Here is a 19,565-nt window from a genome sequence, read left to right on the forward strand (position 1 = left end):
CTTTTTTTATGCCCGAAACCCGGTAAGGCGGGGTCTGGCCCCGTCCGGGGTCAGACCCCAGCGCCGGCCGCTTTGCGGGTTAACTGTCGGCTACCGCAAACAAACCGTATAATCCTCCATTTAGCGACAGTTTCCCCCCAGATTCCCATGAAGGTATTTCGAGGTCTACCCAATGCAGCGGCGCGCGCGCCCTGCGCGCTCACGATAGGCAACTTTGACGGTGTCCACCTCGGCCACCAGGCATTGCTGGGCCGCGTGCGCGCCGCCGCCACCGGCCTCGGGCTGGAAGCTGCCGTGATGACCTTCGAACCGCATCCGCGCGAATTCTTCGCGCAAAAGGCCGGCGACCTGTCGAAGGCGCCGCCGCGCATCGCCAACCTGCGCGACAAGCTGCAATCGCTGTCCGACAACGGCATCGACCGCGTCATCGTCGAGCACTTCTCGGCGCCGTTCGCCGCTCTGAGCCCGCAGGAATTCACCGAAAAAGTGCTGGTCGAAGGCCTGCACGTCAAATGGCTGATGGTCGGCGACGACTTCTGCTACGGCGCCCGCCGCGCCGGCAACGTCCAGATGCTGCTGGAAGCGGGCCGGCACTACGGCTTCCACGTCGAGACCCTGCCGACCGTGATGAACGGCAGCAACCGCATCTCCTCCTCCGCCGTGCGCGCCGCGCTGGCCGAGGGCGACTTCGTGCACGCCGAGGCGCTGCTGGGCCATCCCTACGCCATCTCCGGCCACGTGATCCACGGCCAGAAACTGGGCCGCACGCTGGGCTTTCCGACGCTGAACCTGCGCGTGCCGCACCGCCCCGCGCTGTCCGGCATCTTCATCGTGCAGGTGCACGGCCTGGCCGGGCAGCCGCTGCCCGCCGTCGCCAGCCTGGGCGTGCGCCCCACCGTCGACGACAGCGGCCGCGTACTGCTGGAAGTGCATGTATTTGGACTGAACGCATCGGTCTACGGCGCGCAGGTTCGCGTCGAATTCCTGCACAAGATCCGCGACGAGGAAAAGTACATCGACCTGCCGACACTGACCGCCGCCATCGAGCGCGATGCCACCATCGCCCGCGAGTACTTCAAAGAGCGCGACGGCGCCACCACGGCCACCGACCGAATTTAACCGCGCGACCAGCTACGCGCGCCGGCTACACAGAATTTCCCGAATAAAAATCACTGAAGATAACCATGTCCGATAACAAATCTGCAAAAAAGCCCGAAAGTAAATACCCGGTCAACATGACCGAAACCCCGTTCCCGATGCGCGGCGATATGGCCAAGCGCGAGCCGAACTGGGTCAAGGAATGGCAAGACAAGAAGATCTACGAACGCGTGCGCAAGGCCGCCGCCGGCCGTCCTAAATTCATCCTGCACGACGGTCCTCCGTACGCCAACGGCGACATCCACATCGGCCACGCCGTCAACAAGATCCTCAAGGACATGGTGGTCAAGGCCCGCGGCCTGGCCGGCTACGACGCGCCTTATGTACCTGGCTGGGATTGCCACGGCATGCCGATCGAGATCCAGATCGAAAAACAGTACGGCAAGAACCTGCCGACCGCCGAAGTGCTGACCAAGGCCCGCGCCTACGCGCTGGAGCAGGTCGACCGCCAGCGCAAGGACTTCATCCGCCTGGGCGTGCTGGGCGAATGGCAGAACCCTTACCTGACCATGAACTACTCGAACGAGGCCGACGAACTGCGCGCCCTCGGCCAGCTGCTGGAAAAAGGCTATGTCTACCGCGGCCTGAAGCCGGTCAACTGGTGCTTCGACTGCCAGTCCGCCCTGGCGGAAGCGGAAGTGGAATACCAGGACAAGCGCGACCCGGCCATCGACGTCGGCTTCAAGTTCGCCGAATTCGACAAGCTGGCCACCGCCTTCAGCCTGGACAAGCTGCCGACCGAGAACGGCTTCATCGTCATCTGGACCACCACCCCGTGGACCATCCCGTCCAACCAGGCGCTGAACGTCAACGCCGAAGTGATCTACTCGCTGGTGCAGACCGAACGTGACGGCCAGCCTTTGCTGCTGATCCTGGCGCAGGACCAGGTCGAAGCCTGCCTGGCGCGCTACAAGCTCGAAGGCACCACCGTCGCCACCTGCAACGGCGCGGCGCTGGCCGGCATCAGCTTCCGCCACCCGCTGCACGCGTCGGACGCCTTCTTCGACCGCCTGTCGCCGATGTACCTGGCCGAATACGTGACCACCGAAAGCGGCACCGGCGTGGTCCACTCGGCGCCAGCCTACGGCCTGGACGACTTTATCTCCTGCCGCGCGCATGGCATGAAGGACGAGAACATCCTGACCCCGGTGATGAGCGACGGCAAATTCGCCTCCACCTTGCCGCTGTTCGGCGGCATGACCATCTGGGAAGCCTCCAAGCCGATCTGCAACGCGCTGAAGGAAGTGGGCGCGCTGTTCGAAGTGAAGATGTTCGACCACAGCTACATGCACTGCTGGCGCCACAAGTCGCCGATCATCTACCGCGCCACCTCGCAGTGGTTCGCCGGCATGGACTCGCACCCGAAAGACGGCGGCCCGACGCTGCGCCAGACCGCGCTCAAAGGCATCGACGAGACCAAGTTCTTCCCGGACTGGGGCAAGGCGCGCCTGCACGGCATGATCGCCAACCGTCCCGACTGGACCCTGTCGCGTCAACGCCAGTGGGGCGTGCCGATGGCCTTCGTGGTCCACAAGGAAACCGGCGCGCTGCATCCGCGCACCCCGGAACTGCTGGAGCAAGTGGCCAAGCTGATCGAAAAGAGCGGCATCGACGCCTGGCTGGCGCTGGACCTGAAAGACCTGATCGGCGACGAAGCGGCAAGCTACGAAAAGAACAAGGACACGCTGGACGTCTGGTTCGATTCCGGCTCGACCCACCAGACCGTGCTGCGCGGCTCGCACAAGGAGCAGTCGGCCTTCCCTGCCGACCTGTATCTGGAAGGTTCGGACCAGCACCGCGGCTGGTTCCACTCCTCGCTGCTGACCTCCTCGATGCTGAACGGCGCGCCGCCGTACAAAGCGCTCCTGACCCACGGCTTCGTGGTCGACGGCGAAGGCAAGAAGATGTCCAAGTCGATCGGCAACACCATCGCCCCGCAGGACGTCTGGAACAAGCTGGGCGCCGACATGCTGCGCCTGTGGGTCGCCACCACCGACTACACCGGCGAACTGTCGATCTCCGACGAGATCCTCAAGCGCGTCACCGAAGCCTATCGCCGCATCCGCAACACGCTGCGCTTCCTGCTGGCCAACCTGTCGGACTTCGACGCCGCCAAGGACGCGGTGGCGATCGACGACATGCTGGAGATCGACCGCTACGCCGTCGCCAACATGGCGGCCCTGCAGGCGGAAATCGCCGAGCACTACATGCAGTATGAGTTCCAGCCGATCTACTCCAAGCTGCAGAACTTCTGCTCGGAAGACCTGGGCGGCTTCTACCTGGACGTGCTGAAGGACCGTTTGTACACCACCGCCGTCACCTCGCCCGCGCGCCGCTCGGCGCAGACCGCGCTGTGGCACATCACGCAAAGCCTGCTGCGCGTGATGGCGCCGGCGCTGTCGTTCACGGCGGAAGAAGCGTGGGCGATCTTCGCCGGCGCCGAAGCCTACAAGGCCAGCGACGAAACCATCTTCACGCAAACCTGGTGGAAGCTGCCGGAAGCGGCCGACGCCGCCGCGCTGCTGACCAAGTACACGGCCCTGCGCGCGGTCCGCACCGACGTCACCAAGCAGCTGGAAGACGTGCGCACCTCGGGCGCGATCGGCTCCTCGCTGCAGGCGGAACTGACCATCAAGGCCGCCGGCGACAAGTACCAGCTGCTGGCCAGCCTGGACGACGACCTGAAGTACGTCTTCATCACCTCGGCCGCCAAAGCGGTGCAGGTGGCGAGCGAAGCGGACGAAGCGGTCGAAGTGGCGGCATCCACCGCCGCCAAGTGCGAGCGTTGCTGGCACTACCGCGCCGACGTCGGTTCGCATGCGGACCATCCGACCCTGTGCGGCCGTTGCCACAGCAACCTGTTCGGTGCGGGCGAAAAACGCAAGTTCGCTTAATATGAGGGCCGCCGCTCCCACCGGGAGCGGCGGCGCCGTCGCCACGAACCAACCTGAAATTTTATGGCCACCAAAAAAATCTTTCCGACCAAATCCTCGGCCAGCCTGACGCCATGGCTGGGCATTGCCGCCATCGTCATCCTGTTCGACCAGCTGTCCAAGATCACCATCACCAAGACCTTCCAGCTCGGTGAAGAGAAAGTCATCACCTCCTTCTTCAACCTGGTGCTGGCCTATAACAAGGGCGCGGCGTTCAGCTTCCTGCAGAACGGCGGCGGTTGGCAGCGCTACTTCTTCACCGCCATCGCGCTGGGCGCGGCGGCCTGGATCATCGTGCTGCTGAAAAAGCACGGCAGCCAGCGCATGTTTTCGTGGGCGCTGTCGCTGATCCTGGGCGGCGCCATCGGCAATGTCATCGACCGGATACTGTACGGCCACGTGGTCGACTTCCTCGATTTCCACTGGAGCGGATTCGGCCACTTCCCGGCGTTTAACATCGCCGACTCGGCCATCTGCATCGGCGCGGCGTTGTTCATCCTCGATGAGCTGCGCCGGGTGAACAAGTAACCCCGCGCTAACTGGAGCACAGCATGATGGAATTGACCGGTAAAAAGATCGTCCTCGGCCTGTCCGGCGGCGTGGCCTGCTACAAGGCGGCGGAACTGTGCCGCGCGCTGACCAAGGCGGGCGCCTCGGTGCAGGTGGTGATGACCGACGCCGCCACCCACTTCATCACCGCCGTCACCATGCAGGCGCTGTCGGGCAACAAGGTGTTCAGCAGCCAGTGGGATCCGCGCGTCGAGAACAATATGGCCCACATCGACGTCACCCGTGACGCCGACGCCATCCTGGTCGCGCCCTGCTCGGCGGACTTCATGTACAAGCTGGCGCACGGCGTCTGCGACGACCTGCTGTCGACCATGTGCCTGGCGCGTCCGCGCCTGGTGCCGCTGCTGGTGGCGCCGGCCATGAACGTGGAGATGTGGCAGAACCCCGCCACCCAGCGCAACGCGCAGCAGCTGCGCGACGACGGCATCGTCATCTTCGGCCCCGCCGCCGGCGACCAGGCATGCGGTGAAGTCGGCATGGGCCGCATGCTGGAACCGGCGCAGCTGCTTGAGGAGCTGGTGGCCTCGTTCCAGCCCAAGGTCCTGGCGGGCAAGCGCATCCTGATCACCGCCGGTCCGACCTTCGAGCCGATCGACCCGGTGCGCGGCATCACCAATCTGTCCTCGGGCAAGATGGGTTACGCCGTGGCGCGCGCCGCGCGCGAAGCCGGCGCCGAAGTGATCCTGGTGTCCGGCCCGACGGCGCTGCCGGCGCCGTTCGGCGTGCAGCGCATCAACGTCCAGAGCGCGCTGCAGATGCACGACGCGGTGATGGCCAATGTCGACCACCAGCACATCTTCATCGCGGTGGCGGCGGTGGCCGACTGGCGCGTGTCCAACGCCAGCGAGCAGAAACTGAAGAAGAACCCGGACGGCTCAGTGCCGGACCTGAAGTTCGAACAGAACCCGGACATCCTCGCCAGCGTCGCCGCGCGCACCACGCTGGCCGGCCATCCGTACTGCGTGGGCTTCGCCGCCGAATCGGAAAACCTGGTGCAGTTCGGCGCCGACAAGCGCGAGAAAAAAGGCATCCCCCTGCTAGTAGGGAATATCGGCCACCACACCTTCGGCCAGGACGACAACACCATCATCCTGTTCGATGAAAACGGCCACACCATACTGCCGCGCGCCGACAAACTGACGCTGGCGCGCCAACTGATTTCCGAGATCTCGAAACGGATCTCCCAGCATTCGCTTTTCGCCAAATAATTAAGAAGTAATTCAATGAAAAACATCGACGTCAAAATCCTCGACCCGCGCATGAAAGACCAGATGCCGGCCTACGCCACCCCGGGTTCCGCCGGCCTCGATCTGCGCGCCTGCATCGACGCGCCGATGGTCATCGAAGCCGGACAGACCGTCCTGATTCCAACCGGCCTGGCGATCCACGTCGCCGATCCGGGCTACGCCGCCATGATCCTGCCGCGCAGCGGCATGGGCCACAAAAACGGCATCGTGCTGGGGAATCTGGTAGGCTTGATCGACTCCGACTACCAGGGCCAGCTGATGATCTCGACCTGGAACCGCGGCCACGGCGCCTTCACGCTGAACCCGATGGAACGCCTGGCGCAGCTGATCATCGTACCGGTACTGCAGGTGGGCTTCAACGTGGTCGAAGAATTCGGCGACAGCGAGCGCGGTGAAGGCGGCTTTGGCAGCACCGGCAAACACTAACAAAAACAGACGGAGACCCTGGATGGTCCAGCAGACAAACAAGATCAATCATTTCGCCTCATTGTCCCTGTTGGCGGCGGCATCGCTGCTGTCGGCCTGCTCGACCTTCCAATCCAAGCCGGCGCCCGCGCCGGCCGAACCGGTGGTGGCCCGCGTCATCCATGAAGAAGCGCCGGTGGTCACCGCCAAGATGGCGGCCGCGCGCGATTCCCTGAGCCAGATGGTGGCCCTGCAGGACCGCCTGTACCGCATCGCCGGCCCGCTGTTGATCAACAACGCGGACCTGTGCCGCACGCAGGCGCGCAACCTGCTCGGCTTCACCGCCAAGAACAAATACTCCTACACCGGCGAATTCGTCGACGCCGCGCAGGCGGTGCTGAACTACGGCGACCGCCTGGAAGTGGCCAGCGTGCTGGCCGGCAGCGGCGGCGCGCGCGCCGGCCTGCGCAAGGGCGACGGCCTGGTCGCCGCCGAGGGCAAGACCCTGCCGACCGGCCAGAACGCCGAAACCCAGGCCGCCGGCATCCTCGGCCCGCTGGTTTCCGGCCACCAGTCGCTCAACCTGATCGTCGCCCGCGATGGCCGCAACCAGGCGCTCAACGTGCCGGTCACGCGCGCCTGCGCCTTCAAGATCGACATCGGCAACTCGGACAATATCAACGCCTACTCCGACGGCCAGCGCGTGCTGATCACGCGCGGCATGGTCAACTTCGCGCAGAGCGACGAAGCCATCGCCTACGTGCTGGCCAAGGACATCGCCCACAATGTGCTGGGCCACGCGGCCACCACCCGTTCGGCCTACACGGTCGGCAGCATCATCGACAACCTGGTCTCGGTACGGCCCGACCTGACGATGTTGATCGGCACCGCCGGCGTCAAGCCCATGCCGCAGGAACTCGACGCGGCGGCCGACTACCTGTCGCTGTACATGGTGGCCCGCGCCGGCTACAGCCTGGACCACGCGCACGCCTTCTGGCAGCGCATGGCGGGCCAATATCCCGCCACCGTGTTAAACGGGTATACTGCCAACCACCCCGCCGTAAACTATCGCCTGTCGGTGATCGACAAGACCATCGCCGAGATCAAGGGCAAGCAGGCGGCCAAGAAGCCACTGGTGCCGTAACTCTGAGAGACCGCCATGAACAAGCCGGGCCTGTTAGCAATCATCTTGATACTGATGTGTAGCTGGGCCCAGGCGGCGCAGTGGGCCAAGGTCAAGGGCGACGGCGCCGGCGTGTTCTACATCGACAAGGCCAGCATCATCAAGGCCGACAAGACGCGCAAGGTCTGGTCGATGCGCAGCTTCGGCAAGCCGCAAACCACGCCAGAGGGCAAGCCTTACCGCTCGGTCAAGGCGCTGCACCTGTATTCCTGCGAAGACCGCACCACCGTGCTGCTGTCGCAGGTGTTCTACCCCGAAGCCATGGGCAAGGGCGAACCGGTCGAAAACTACAAATACGAGAAGTTCAACCCGGAAGACATCGTGCCGGACAGCCCGTTCGACAACGCGCTGGCCGTGGTGTGCAAACCCTGAATTTTAAGTTGTTTCAAAATGAGCGCAGCTAGGCGTGGCGCCGAAGACAGTGCGAATGCACGGCGAGGCGCCACAACGACGCTGCGGTCTTTTTGAAACAACTTAGTTCGGGAAGTTAGGGAACACGTTCCCCATAAGCCAGGTCAGGCCCGCGCACAGCAGCACGGCGAGTATCAGCACGATCAGCAGGCGGCCGAATTTAGGCGAGCCGTCGTCTTCCTTGGGAGTGGTCATGGCAGTTCCTGCAAGCTTTAGAGAGCCGTAGTATATTCCATCCATGGACAGCATCGACCTCGAAGTACTCAAAACCAGCGCCGCCTGGATCGCCGCCGGGCGCCGCTGCGAACTGATCACCGTCATCAAGACCTGGGGCTCCAGTCCCCGTCCGATCGGCGCCACGCTGGCCATCTGCGAGGATGGCACGGTGATCGGCTCCGTCTCCGGCGGCTGCATCGAGGACGACCTGATCGCCCGCGTGCGCGACGAAGGCATACGCCGCACCGTGCCGGAGATCGTCAGCTACGGCATCACCGCCGACGAGGCCCACCGTTTCGGCCTGCCCTGCGGCGGCACCATCGAGCTGGCGATCGAGCCGCTGTCGGCGCGCAGCCGCGTGGCCGAGCTGCTGGAGCGGCTGGAACGGCATGAACTGGTGCAGCGCCGGCTCGACCTGCACAGCGGCGAGGTCGAACTGTCCAAGGCCGCACCGGGCGCGCAGATGCAGGTCAGCGAGCGCGCCATGGTCAGCCTGCACGGCCCGCGCTGGCGGCTGCTGATCATCGGCGCCGGCCAGCTGTCGCGCTTCCTGGCCCAGATCGCCACCGCCATGGACTACCACGTCATCGTCTGCGACCCGCGCGAGGAGTACCGCGCCGGCTGGCAGGTCGACGGCGTGCAGCTGGTGCACGACATGCCGGACGATATCGTGCTGGCCATGCAGCTGGACCGCCGCAGCGCCGTCGTCGCGCTGACCCACGATCCCAAGCTGGACGACCTGGCGCTGATGGAGGCGTTGAAGTCGGACGCGTTCTACGTCGGCGCCATCGGCTCGCGCCTGAACAACGGCAAGCGCCGCGAACGGCTGTTGGAATTCGACCTGACGCCGGAACAGCTGGCGCGCCTGCACGGGCCGATCGGCCTGTACATCGGCAGCAAGACGCCTTCCGAGATCGCCATCTCCATCCTGGCCGAAATGACCGCGATTAAGAACGGCGTGCCGACCGCGATGCTGATCCCGCACGCCGCCACGCCAACCGCCCCCGGCGAGAACGTCTGCGCGGTGGACATCGGCGCGACGTAACCCCACACCCGAAGGGGTCGGACCCCGTACGGGGTCCGACCCCGGCTTTTGCGGTGCGGGTTTCAAAAGCAAGAACCGGCTAGCTTGCCGCCTGCCGATGCCGGACAATAGCGCAACCATACACCGACTGGAATCCGCATGAGCACCGCCAACCTGTTACGCCTGATCTTCCTCGCCGCCATCTGGGGCGGCTCCTTCCTGTTCATGCGCATCGCCGCGCCGGTGCTGGGCGCCGCCGTGCTGATCGAGTACCGCGTGCTGTTTGCGTCACTGTTCCTGGCGGTGATCGCGCTGGTGCTGAAAAAGCCGCTGAACCTGCGCCAGAACTGGAAGCACTACCTGATCCTCGGCCTGTTTAATTCCGCGCTGCCGTTCCTGATGTTCGCCTTCGCCGCGCGCACGCTGTCGGCCTCCCTGCTGGCGGTACTGAACGCCACCACGCCGCTGTGGGGCACGCTGATCGCCGCCATCTGGACCCGTCACATGGTCAGCGCCAAGGTGATGCTGGGCCTGCTGCTGGGCGCCTGCGGCGTGGCGCTGCTGGTCGGCTTCGACCATGTGACCACCAAGCCGGGCGCCGGCATCGCCATCGCGGCGGTGCTGTTCGCCTCCTTCAACTACGGCATCGCCAGCAACTACGCCAAGCAGGCCAAGGCGGTCGAGCCGTTCTCCAACGCGCACGGTTCGATGTGGGCGTCGACGCTGCTGGTGCTGCCGGCGCTGCCGTTCTTCCCGGCGCCTGGCGAGCCGACCATCGGCATCATGGGCGCGGTGCTGGCCCTGGGCGTGTTGTGCAGCGGCGTGGCTTACCTGATCTACTTCCGCTTGATCCAGGACGTCGGACCGTCGTCGGCGCTGACGGTGACCTTCCTCAGCCCCCTGTTCGGCATCCTGTGGGGCATGCTGTTCCTCGGCGAGAGCGTCGGCTGGTACACCTTCGTCGGCGCCGCCATCGTCATCACCGGCACCGCGCTGGTGACGGGCTTCCGTCCCGGCTTCGGCTTCCTGAACAAGGCCAAGCCGGCGTGAAGCCCTACACCCTGCCGCTGCCGGCCAACTACCGGCTGCACGATGTACTGGCCTTCCACAGCCGCGACGCCGAAAGCGTGGCCGAGGAAGTCAGCCCCGAGCGCCTGCGCAAGGGCATGTTGATCGCCGGCGTGCCGGTGGTGCTGGAGATCGTGCCCGACCACGCCGCCGCGCCCACCAGCGCCAGCTGCACCGTGCATGCCGACGGCCAGCTGTCCAGGGCCGCGCAGCAGCAGGTGAGCGAGGCGGCGCTCAGCATCCTCGGCCTGCGCATCGATCCCGAGCCGTTCAGCGCCTTCGCCGCCGGGGACAAGATGTTCGGGCCGCTGACGCGCGCGCAACCCGGCCTGCGCATCGTGCAATCGGCCACCGTGTTCGAGGCGCTGACCTGGGCCATCATCGGCCAGCAGATCAACCTGTCGTTCGCGATTGCGCTGCGCCGCACCTTCATCCTGCAGGCCGGCCGTCAGCACAGCAGCGGCTTGTGGTGCTACCCCGCCGCCGAAGACGCGGCCCGGCTGCAGATCGACGACCTGACCAGCCGCAAATTCTCGCGCGCGAAGGCGGAGACGCTGCTGCGCCTGGCCGGCATGGTCGCCGGCGGCGAACTGCCGCTGGAGCTGTCGCCGTCGAACAGTATCGAACAGGTGTCGGCGGCGCTGCTGGCGGTCAAAGGCATCGGTCCGTGGACCGTCAACTATGGTCTGCTGCGCGGCTACGGCTACGCCGACTGTTCGCTGCACGGCGACGTCGCGATCCGCGCGGCGCTGCAGCACCTGCTGGGAGAAGAGTCCAAGCCTGACATGCCGCGCACCGAAAAAATCCTGGCGCTATACAGCCCTCACCGCACCATGGCCGCCGCCCATCTGTGGGCCAGCCTGCATCCACGCGACCAAGCGTAAAAACCGCGAGTAAGTTTTGCTTGAGCCTGACGCGACGTCAGGCTTTACGCTGCGTGCATTACCGTCAAGGAGCATGCAATGAGCTGGATCGAAAAACTCCTCCCGCCGCGCATCAAGCGCGGCGCCGAACAGCGCCAGTCGATTCCCGCAGGGCTGTGGATCAAATGCGCCGCCTGCGAGGCGGTGCTGTACCGCGCCGACCTCGAAGCCAACCTGCATGTCTGCCCCAAATGCAGCCACCATATGCGCATCCGCGCCCGCACCCGCCTGGACGCGCTGCTCGATGCCGGCGGCCGGCACGAAATCGGCCAGGAAGTACTGCCGGTCGACACGCTCAAGTTCAAGGGCAGCAAGAGCTATACCGAACGCCTGACGGCGGCGATGGAAGCCACCGGCGAAACCGACGCCATGATCGTCATCAGCGGCGCCATCCTGTCGGTGCCGGTGGTGGTGGCCTGCTTCGAGTTCGATTTCATGGGTGGTTCGATGGGATCGGTGGTCGGCGAACGCTTTGTCCGCGGCGTGCAGACGGCGATCGACCAGCATGTGCCCTTCATCTGCATTACCGCCAGCGGCGGCGCGCGCATGCAGGAAGGCCTGCTGTCGCTGATGCAGATGGCGAAGACCACCGCCATGCTGGCCAAACTGGCGGAGAGGAAGCTGCCCTTCGTGTCGGTGCTGACCGATCCCACCTCGGGCGGCATCTCGGCCTCGTTCTGCTTCCTGGGCGACCTGGTGCTCGCCGAGCCGAAGGCGCTGATCGCCTTCACCGGCGCGCGCGTCATCAAGAGCACGCTGGGCGTGACGCTGCCGGAGGGCTATCAGCGGCCGGAGTTCCTGCTCGAACGCGGCGCCATCGACATGATCGTCGACCGCCGCGAGATGCGCGCCGAACTGGCCTCGCTGCTGGCCTTGCTGCTGAAGCTGCCGAAGGACGCGCTGGCCTGAGGCGGCGCGCCTGTCGTACACTGTCGCGCATGAAAGAACATCGCGACAGCACGGTCCTGAAGATCGGCGAACTGGCCGCGCGCTCCGGCCTGACGGTGCGCGCGCTGCACCACTACGACAGCATCGGCCTGTTGACGCCGTCGGCCCGCGCCGATTCCGGCTACCGCCTGTACAACCGCGACGACGTCGCGCGCCTGCATCAGATCCAGACGCTGCGGCGCTTCGGCATGTCGCTGGCCGACATCGCCACCTTCCTGGCCAGCCCGGACGCGCCGTTTGCCGACATCGTCGCGCAGCAGATCGCCGCGCTGGGCAAACAAATCGAACAGGCGGCGGCGCTGCGCGAACAACTGATGCAGCTGCAGCACGTCCTCGGCAGCGGCGGCAGTCCCGATTTGTCCGACTGGCTGGAAACGCTGGAGAAGATGGACCTGTACGACAAATATTTCACCCGCGAGGAGTTGAAGCGCCTGCCCTTCTGGCAGCACCACGCGCGCAGCCACGCCGCTTGGGCCGCGCTGGTGGGCCGGCTCGAAGAGCTGATGGCGCAAGGCGCGCCGCCGGATGACGCACGCGCGGGCGAGCTGGCCGAGCGCTGGATGCAGATACTGCAACACGACACCAACGCCAACCCCGGGTTCGCGCTGCGCCTCACCGCCATGCTGGACCAGGAAGTCACGGTGCGGCAGCAAAGCCGCATCACGCCGGCGATGAAGGAATATGTGCTGGCGGCGCTGGGCGCGCGCAAGCTGGCCATCTACGCGCGCTATCTCAACGCCGACGAAATGCGCACCATGCGCGCAAACAGCGGCAACAACCAGTACGAGTGGATGACGCTGATCGCGGAGGTGCATCGGCACCTGGAAGACGGCACCGCCCACGATGCGCCGTCGGCGCAGGCGCTGGCGCGGCGGTGGATGACGCTTTACCTGGCGCAGATCGGCGGCGACCCGGCCACGCTGGCCAAGATCCGCGCCGCGCACGAGCAGGAACCCGCGCTGCTGAGCGGCACCTGGATCACCCCGGCCATGCTCGACTACATCAGGACCGCCTACGCCACGCTGGCTTGATCAAGCGTAAGGCCGAGGTCCTTATTGCGCCCTAAGATCGCGGAGGTGCCCCCACGTCCCGGAGACCTCAATGATACGATTCAGCAAAAATTCGACCGGCCGGCGTCGTCGCCTGCCGCGCCTGGCGCTGATGCTGCTGACGCTGACGCTTGGCGCCTGCAACGGCGGGCGCGACACCGACAGCTTGATGGCTGATGCCCGGCAATATCGCGCCAAGGGCGAAACCAGGGCTGCCATCATCGAGCTGAAAAATGCGCTGCAAAAAGCGCCCGACAACGCGCCCGCCCGCCTGCTGCTGGGCGAGGTCTACATCGAAGCGGGCGACGTCGCATCGGCCGAAAAAGAAGTGCGCAAGGCCCAGACGCTGGGCATCGGCGCGGCGGAAATCATGCCCCGCCTCGGCAAGATCATGCTGATGCAAGGGCAATTCCAGAAACTGCTCGACGAAGTCAAACCCGACCCGTCCAGTCCGCACCAGACCGAGCTGCTGGTGCTGCGCGCCAACGCCTACCTGGGCCTGGGCGACACGGCGCAGGCCCAGCTGCTGTTCGACGATCTGCTGGCGAAAAAACCGGACCTGGCGGAAGCCATGCTGGGCCAGGCAAAAATCGCCGCCTTTGCGCAGCGCCTGGACCTCGCCTCGCAGCACATCGAACGCGCGCTGGCCAAGCATCCCGGCAATATCGAGTGCCTGCGTTTCAAGGGCGACCTGTTGCGCATGCAAGGAAAAACCGCGGCGGCCCAGCAGGCGTACAAGCAAATCCTGACCCTCCAGCCCAACAATGCGCAAGCCCATATCGATAGCGCCACCCTGCTGATCCAGGACAAAAAACTGGCGGAAGCCCGCTCCGAAATCGACGCCGCCCGCAAGATCTCGTCCAACAGCCTGCAGGTGATCTACACCCAGGCCTTGCTCGACTTCCAGGAGGCGAAATATCCGGCGGCGCGCGATTCGCTGCAACTGATCTTGAGGGTGTTACCCGATCACATGCCTAGCTTGCTCCTGATGGGGTCGGTGCAAATGGCCATGGGCTCGTATCTGGAAGCCGAGCTCACGCTGCGCAAATTTCTCGACGCAAATCCGCACCATGCCTACGCCAGCAAGCGCCTGGCCGGCATCCTTTTGAAGAGCGGCAAGACCGACGACGCCATCGCCGTACTGGAGCCGGTGTTGGACGCGTATCCCAAGGACGTGGAACTGCTGGCCCTGGCGGGACAGGCGCAGATACAGGGCCGGCATTTCGCCAAGGCGGCGGAATATTTCCAGGCAGCCAGCGACCTGGCGCCGCAGACCGCCAGCTTGCATACCTCGCTGGGGCTGAGCCGGCTGGGCGCCGGCGAATCGGCGCGCGCGGTGGCGGAACTGGAACAGGCGACCTCCCTGGATGACAAGAACGGCAAGGCCGGCATCCTGCTGGCGATGACCCACTTGCGCAACCAGGAATACGACAAGGCGCTGCTGGCGGTGGCGGCCATGGAGAAAAAAGACGGCAAAAATCCCCTGGTGCAAAACCTCAAAGGCGGCATCCTGCTGTCCAAGCACGACCTGGCCGGCGCGCGCGCCGGCTTCGAACAGGCGCTGGCGCTGGACCCGGCCTACCTGCCGGCCCTCGACAATCTGGCACAAATGGACCTGATGGAGAAAAAACCCGAACGGGCGCGTCAGCGTTACGAAGCGGCGCTCGCCAAGGACAAGAAAAACGTCGGCCTGGCGACTAGCCTGGCCAAACTGGCCCTGACACAAAATAACACGGCGGAAGCGTTACGCTGGCTGGAACGCGCCACCACCGACCATCCCGAGGCCTTGACCCCGGCCTTGCAGTTGGCGACGCTTTACCTGCGCACCGGCGCCAGGGAAAAATCGCTGAAGCTGGCGCAGGCCATCCAGACCAGCCATCCCGCCGATCCCGACGCGCTGGCGCTGCTGGCGCAGGTCCAGGCTGCGAACGGCAACCAGGAAGCCGCGCTGGAAAACTATACCAAGCTGGCCGCATCGCAACCGGCGTCGGCCGCGGTGCAACTGCGCATCGCCTATGCCCAGGTCGCGCTCAAGGACAATGACGGCGCCCTCGATTCAGTCAAGAAAGCCCTGCGCTTGAAGGAAGACTGGTTCGAAGCCCAGGTCCTGGCGACGACCTTGCTGGTGGATGGCAAAAACTACGCGGAAGCGCTGGCCACCGCTCAAACCGTGCAACGCCAGCGGCCCGAGCTGCCGGCGGGGCTGACGCTGGAGGGCGATATCTGGATGGCCCAGCACAAACCGCAAGAGGCGCTGCGCGCCTACGAGCGGGCATTCAAGATGAGCCAGGTGCCGCCGCTGGCGATCAAGATCCACCAGGCCCTGCTGCTGGCGGGCAAAACCAGGGAAGCGAGCCTGCATGCCGCCCAGTGGCTGCAACAACACCCAAGCGAACCCGTCTTCCGGTTCTACCAGGCCAGTGCCGATCTGGCGGCAGGGCGATACAAGCCGGCGATCAGCTCATTCGAGGCCATTGTCCGGCAAGACCCGAAAAATGCCGTGGCGCTCAACAACCTGGCCTGGGCCTACCAGCAGGACAAGGACCAACGCGCCCTGGCGACCGCCGAACGGGCTTACCAGCTGGCCGGCGCCAATTCCGGCGTCCTCGATACCCTGGGCTGGATCCTGCTGGAGAAAGGCGAAACGGGCCGCGCCCTGCCCTTGCTGCAACAAGCCAAGACCCTGACGCCAGACGTGCCCGACATCGGCTACCACCTCGGCATGGCGCTGATGAAGTCCGGCGACAAACGCGCCGCGCGGCGCCAGTTCGAACAACTGCTGGCCGCTAACAAAGACTTCCCGCAACGCGCCGAGGTGAAGGCGATGCTGGAGTCCTTGTAGGCGTGAGCCGCGTCGCAAGACTGTCGATTTTCTTTACATGCTTTCTCATCGCGCCGGGATATTTTTAAAAAATACTTTAAAAACAATCACTTGGAAGGACCTTCAAGCATGGCTTGGCATTTGCTTAGTAGTGGGTAGCCGACTGACTCCAACTGGTCGGCAAGGTATTGAAACCCCACCCTAGCGTAGCGATACTCCAATCATCAAGGAAGGAAACAAAATGAAAAAATCAAGCATACTAGGCGCTCTGCTGGGAGCGCTATTTGCTGCCGGCGCAGCCCAGGCGACCACGCTGAACACCACCAGCGCCGCCAACGTGATCTTTGCAGGCAACCCAGGTGAACCGGCCGCCCCTTCGGCCTTGGGCGGCGACGGCATCCTCCAGAACTTCACCGGCATCGACTGGCACCAGAACGGCGCGGGCCTGGTTCAGGGCTTTAACCTGACCCCCGCCAACAACACCGGCGATTTCGTCGATTTCACCCTGACGTATCAAGCCTTCGCCGCCGTCATCAACACCACGTCGCCAACGCCGGACCTGCGTGTCGCCCCACCCGGCCCCGCAGTCGGCACCTACGAGCTGACGACGGTCGCCACCCTGCACGAACGGGGAACTTGCCTCAACGCAGGTTGCTCCACGGTGGCGATCACCTTCACGCCCGCCACCAGCAGCAGCTGGTCGATTTATTTCGATAAAGCGCCCAATGCCAATCAAGCGGCCGGCACCGGCTTCACCGATGGTGCGCTGATGCTTTCCGGCAGCTGGGATTCGGAACTGTCGACCTTCCTGGCTACCGGCACCTCCGGCACGCCCGGCGCCACCGGTGTAGGCTCGGCGACCTTGATCGGCACCGTGTTGTTCACCAACGCGGCCTTCGTCTCGCCGGCCCTGGCCGGTACCCGGTTCGACACCACGCTCAACTTCCCCGGCCCCGCCGCGCCTGACTTCACGCGCCCGCTGCTGGTCAATGGCATCGCCACCGGTCCCAACACGGACACGCAATTCGTGTTGAATATCGATGGCGCCCAGCAGTTCACCCCCGTACCTGAGCCAGCCACCCTGGCGCTGGTTGCCGCAGGCATCTTCGGGATGGGTTCGCTGGGCCGTCGCCGCGAGCAGAAGAAATAGTCGGTCGTCAGGGCTAGCAATCGATACAGGCCGGCGCTTCAGGGCGCCGGCCTTTTTTCATTGCCCGGTTTTATTTCAAGCGGCGTGCCGGGCTGCCGCCCCACACTTCGCCGCTGCCGATGCGCGTGCCTTTGGCCACCAGCGAATTGGCCGCCACGATCGCGTTATCGCCTATCGTCACGCCGGACAACACCACCGCATGGGCGCCTATCGTCACATGGTCGCCTATCGTGATGAAATAGTGGCCCAAGGTGTCGCCCTCGATCACATGCGGCACCAGCAAGGCCGTTTCGCCGACCACGCTGTTGGCGCCTATCGTCACGAACGATGGATCGTAAATAATGCCCGAGCTGTAGGTATTGGCGCCCAGGCGGGCGCCCAGCGCAAGATAGATCAAGCGCATGACGGGGATCGGAATGATTCCGCCGCGTATCAAGGAATTGAACAGTATCAGGTAGAACAGGACATACACCTGATAGATGAACTCCTGCCTGGAGCCGAATTCGATATTTCCGTCATGCAGGGGCCGCACCCACAGGAAAATACGAAATATGAGCAAGCCGTACAGGTAGACCAGCAGCACCGCCGCCGCGCTGACGGCCACGCCCCTGAAATCGCCCAGGCCGGGAATGTTGCCCACGCCGCAGTAGGCGCTCAGCACGGCAAGCAGCAGCACCAGCGCCAGCATGGATAAGAAGACAACAATGGAGGTCGGTCGGATTTTTCGCATGAAAACACTCCCCGCAAGAACATCGATTATAGGGAAAGGGAGGTTTTGTAGTCGCGGAAACGAAAAAGCCGCTGATACCTGACGGTATCAACGGCTTCAAATTTGGTTGCGGGGACAGGATTTGAACCTGTGACCTTCGGGTTATGAGCCCGACGAGCTGCCAGACTGCTCCACCCCGCGTCTGTATGTAGTTATTATAGGGCAGATCGTTGGTTTAGGCAATATTAATCCTGAAATCGGCTGCGATAGTCCGGATATATGCAGTTACCTATAGGCATAGGCCATGCCGCACCGGCTTCAATCGGTGTAAAGTAGCCAAAATGAGCCTACTTACCGACTGAGCTATCCCCTATGAAATTCTGTTCCGAATGCGCCTCCCCCGTCAGCCTGGCCGTCCCGGCCGGCGACAACCGTCCGCGCTATGTGTGCGGCAACTGCGCCACCATCCACTACCAGAACCCGAAAATGGTGCTGGGCTCTATACCCGTATGGGAACGCGACGGCGAACTGAAAGTATTGCTGTGCAAACGCGCGATCGAACCGCGCCACGGCTTTTGGACGCTGCCGGCCGGCTTCATGGAAAACAATGAAACCACCGCCGAAGGCGCCATCCGCGAAACCCAGGAAGAAGCGGGCGCCAACATTGAGCTGGGTCAGCTGTTCTCGCTGCTGAACGTGGCGCGCGTGCACCAGGTGCACCTGTTCTACCTGGCCACGCTGCTGGACCTGGAGTTCGCCCCCGGCGAGGAAAGCCTGGAAGTGCAGCTGTTCAGCGAAGCGGAGATCCCGTGGGACGAGCTGGCCTTCCCCACCATCCGTACCACGCTGGAACTGTTCTTCGCCGACCGCGCCAGAATGCGCGAGGGCGGCGATTACGGCTTCCACACCCAGGACATCACCCGCAACATGCGTTCGGACCTCTGATTAGATGACGCTGTCCCTATGATCCCGTGGTTAGAAACCGATAGCCCCTTCCCCGACGTCGCCCAGGCGCTGACCACCGACGCGCCCGGCCTGCTGGCGGCCGGCGCCGACCTGTCGCCGCAGCGGCTGCTGATGGCTTACCGTAACGGCATCTTCCCCTGGTTTTCCGAAGGCCAGCCCATCCTGTGGTGGAGCACCGATCCGCGCATGGTGCTGATGACCGAGCAGTTCCGCATCTCGGACAGCCTGAAGAAGACCCTGCGCAAGGTCGAGCGCGAGATGGCCGCCGGCGGACGCTGGCAGGTGCGCTTCGACAGCGCCTTCGAGCAGGTGATGCGGGCCTGCGCCGCGCCGCGCCGGGACGGCCCCGGCACCTGGATCTCGGAAGATATCATCGCCGGCTATACCGGCCTGCACCGGCTGGGCTACGCCCACTCGTCCGAACTGTGGCTGGACGGCCAGCTGGTCGGCGGCGCCTACGGCGTGTCGATCGGCCGCATGTTCTACGGCGAATCGATGTTCGCCCGCGTCACCGACGGTTCCAAGATCGCGCTGGCCTACCTGGTGCGCTTCCTGCGCCAGCACGGTGTAAAGATGGTCGATTGCCAACAGGAAACCGGCCACCTGGCCTCGCTGGGCGCGGCGCCGATTCCCCGGGCGCAATTCCTGGCGCATCTGCGCAACAGTATTGAATTGCCTCAGATCACCTTGTGGGAACCCATTGCACCACTGGCTGCGGACAGTTAAGCTAAAGGTGACAAGCGCCTTGCGAAACTTGGCGCTATCATAGGTCTAAACCACCCGC

At 64.4% G+C, this 19,565-nt stretch carries 18 protein-coding genes and 1 tRNA gene; 16 read left to right on the forward strand and 3 right to left on the reverse strand.

Annotation, left to right across the window (positions count from 1 at the left end):
• Nucleotides 1–147 precede the first annotated feature (147 nt).
• From RUGAMON1_RS22935 to RUGAMON1_RS22965, 7 genes are all read left to right on the forward strand, one after another.
• Complete coding sequence (locus tag RUGAMON1_RS22935; protein ID WP_445232713.1) at nucleotides 148–1,119, forward strand: bifunctional riboflavin kinase/FAD synthetase; 972 nt, start codon at nucleotides 148–150, stop codon at nucleotides 1,117–1,119.
• Nucleotides 1,120–1,184: 65 nt separating this feature from the next.
• Nucleotides 1,185–4,052 (forward strand): isoleucine--tRNA ligase, encoded by a 2,868-nt coding sequence (gene ileS, locus RUGAMON1_RS22940; RefSeq protein ID WP_445232714.1) that lies wholly within the window; start codon nucleotides 1,185–1,187, stop codon nucleotides 4,050–4,052.
• Nucleotides 4,053–4,115: 63 nt separating this feature from the next.
• Nucleotides 4,116–4,619 carry a signal peptidase II gene (gene lspA, locus RUGAMON1_RS22945; RefSeq protein ID WP_445232715.1) on the forward strand — a complete coding sequence of 168 codons (504 nt, stop codon included), beginning with the start codon at nucleotides 4,116–4,118 and terminating at the stop codon, nucleotides 4,617–4,619.
• 26 nt (nucleotides 4,620–4,645) lie between these two features.
• On the forward strand, nucleotides 4,646–5,869 hold the full coding sequence (gene coaBC, locus RUGAMON1_RS22950) for a bifunctional phosphopantothenoylcysteine decarboxylase/phosphopantothenate--cysteine ligase CoaBC (protein WP_445232825.1): 1,224 nt from the start codon (nucleotides 4,646–4,648) through the stop codon (nucleotides 5,867–5,869).
• A 15-nt stretch (nucleotides 5,870–5,884) separates the two neighbouring features.
• Nucleotides 5,885–6,334 carry a dUTP diphosphatase gene (dut, locus tag RUGAMON1_RS22955; protein ID WP_445232716.1) on the forward strand — a complete coding sequence of 150 codons (450 nt, stop codon included), beginning with the start codon at nucleotides 5,885–5,887 and terminating at the stop codon, nucleotides 6,332–6,334.
• Between the two features lie 22 nt (nucleotides 6,335–6,356).
• Entirely contained in the window at nucleotides 6,357–7,457 is a 1,101-nt protein-coding gene (locus RUGAMON1_RS22960; protein WP_445232717.1) for a M48 family metalloprotease, read from the forward strand.
• A 15-nt stretch (nucleotides 7,458–7,472) separates the two neighbouring features.
• A complete protein-coding gene (locus RUGAMON1_RS22965; RefSeq protein WP_445232718.1) occupies nucleotides 7,473–7,868 on the forward strand; it encodes a surface-adhesin E family protein in 396 nt (131 codons plus the stop codon).
• A 102-nt stretch (nucleotides 7,869–7,970) separates the two neighbouring features.
• Here RUGAMON1_RS22965 and RUGAMON1_RS22970 read toward each other — a convergent pair whose 3' ends face one another.
• Nucleotides 7,971–8,102, reverse strand: coding sequence for a hypothetical protein (locus RUGAMON1_RS22970; protein WP_256367505.1), 132 nt, complete (start codon nucleotides 8,100–8,102; stop codon nucleotides 7,971–7,973).
• 43 nt (nucleotides 8,103–8,145) lie between these two features.
• Here RUGAMON1_RS22970 and RUGAMON1_RS22975 point away from each other — a divergent pair, with 43 nt between their 5' ends.
• The 7 genes from RUGAMON1_RS22975 (at nucleotide 8,146) to pepA (ending at nucleotide 17,106) form a co-directional block, all read left to right on the forward strand.
• Nucleotides 8,146–9,168: an XdhC family protein gene (locus RUGAMON1_RS22975; protein ID WP_445232719.1), complete on the forward strand. Its 1,023-nt coding sequence runs from the start codon at nucleotides 8,146–8,148 to the stop codon at nucleotides 9,166–9,168.
• 138 nt (nucleotides 9,169–9,306) lie between these two features.
• A complete protein-coding gene (locus tag RUGAMON1_RS22980) occupies nucleotides 9,307–10,197 on the forward strand; it encodes a DMT family transporter (RefSeq protein WP_445232720.1) in 891 nt (296 codons plus the stop codon).
• A complete protein-coding gene (locus RUGAMON1_RS22985) occupies nucleotides 10,194–11,099 on the forward strand; it encodes a DNA-3-methyladenine glycosylase family protein (RefSeq protein ID WP_445232721.1) in 906 nt (301 codons plus the stop codon). Before RUGAMON1_RS22980 ends, RUGAMON1_RS22985 begins: the two co-directional genes overlap by 4 nt.
• Before the next feature lie 78 nt (nucleotides 11,100–11,177).
• Nucleotides 11,178–12,047 carry an acetyl-CoA carboxylase, carboxyltransferase subunit beta gene (gene accD, locus RUGAMON1_RS22990; protein WP_445232722.1) on the forward strand — a complete coding sequence of 290 codons (870 nt, stop codon included), beginning with the start codon at nucleotides 11,178–11,180 and terminating at the stop codon, nucleotides 12,045–12,047.
• A gap of 29 nt (nucleotides 12,048–12,076) precedes the next feature.
• Nucleotides 12,077–13,117, forward strand: a complete 1,041-nt coding sequence (locus RUGAMON1_RS22995) for a MerR family transcriptional regulator (RefSeq protein ID WP_445232723.1) — start codon at nucleotides 12,077–12,079, stop codon at nucleotides 13,115–13,117.
• Nucleotides 13,118–13,187: 70 nt separating this feature from the next.
• A complete protein-coding gene (prsT, locus tag RUGAMON1_RS23000; RefSeq protein ID WP_445232724.1) occupies nucleotides 13,188–15,977 on the forward strand; it encodes an XrtA/PEP-CTERM system TPR-repeat protein PrsT in 2,790 nt (929 codons plus the stop codon).
• Between the two features lie 220 nt (nucleotides 15,978–16,197).
• The gene (gene pepA / locus RUGAMON1_RS23005; RefSeq protein ID WP_445232725.1) at nucleotides 16,198–17,106 is read left to right on the forward strand and encodes a flocculation-associated PEP-CTERM protein PepA; all 909 of its coding nucleotides are present in this window, start codon (nucleotides 16,198–16,200) and stop codon (nucleotides 17,104–17,106) included.
• Between the two features lie 70 nt (nucleotides 17,107–17,176).
• On the opposite strand, the gene RUGAMON1_RS23010 is transcribed toward pepA, so the two are convergent.
• Together RUGAMON1_RS23010 and RUGAMON1_RS23015 are read right to left on the reverse strand one after the other, a co-directional pair.
• Nucleotides 17,177–17,836, reverse strand: a complete 660-nt coding sequence (locus tag RUGAMON1_RS23010; protein ID WP_445232726.1) for an acyltransferase — start codon at nucleotides 17,834–17,836, stop codon at nucleotides 17,177–17,179.
• A 103-nt stretch (nucleotides 17,837–17,939) separates the two neighbouring features.
• Nucleotides 17,940–18,016 (reverse strand) — tRNA-Met (locus RUGAMON1_RS23015).
• Nucleotides 18,017–18,187: 171 nt separating this feature from the next.
• Here RUGAMON1_RS23015 and RUGAMON1_RS23020 point away from each other — a divergent pair.
• Both RUGAMON1_RS23020 and aat read left to right on the forward strand, forming a co-directional pair.
• On the forward strand, nucleotides 18,188–18,760 hold the full coding sequence (locus RUGAMON1_RS23020) for an NUDIX hydrolase (protein ID WP_116990461.1): 573 nt from the start codon (nucleotides 18,188–18,190) through the stop codon (nucleotides 18,758–18,760).
• Nucleotides 18,761–18,778: 18 nt separating this feature from the next.
• The gene (aat, locus tag RUGAMON1_RS23025) at nucleotides 18,779–19,507 is read left to right on the forward strand and encodes a leucyl/phenylalanyl-tRNA--protein transferase (RefSeq protein ID WP_445232727.1); all 729 of its coding nucleotides are present in this window, start codon (nucleotides 18,779–18,781) and stop codon (nucleotides 19,505–19,507) included.
• The last annotated feature ends 58 nt before the right edge of the window (nucleotides 19,508–19,565 follow it).

Origin of the sequence: Duganella rhizosphaerae, assembly GCF_040364205.1 — a bacterium.
Classification (GTDB): domain Bacteria; phylum Pseudomonadota; class Gammaproteobacteria; order Burkholderiales; family Burkholderiaceae_D; genus Rugamonas; species Rugamonas rhizosphaerae.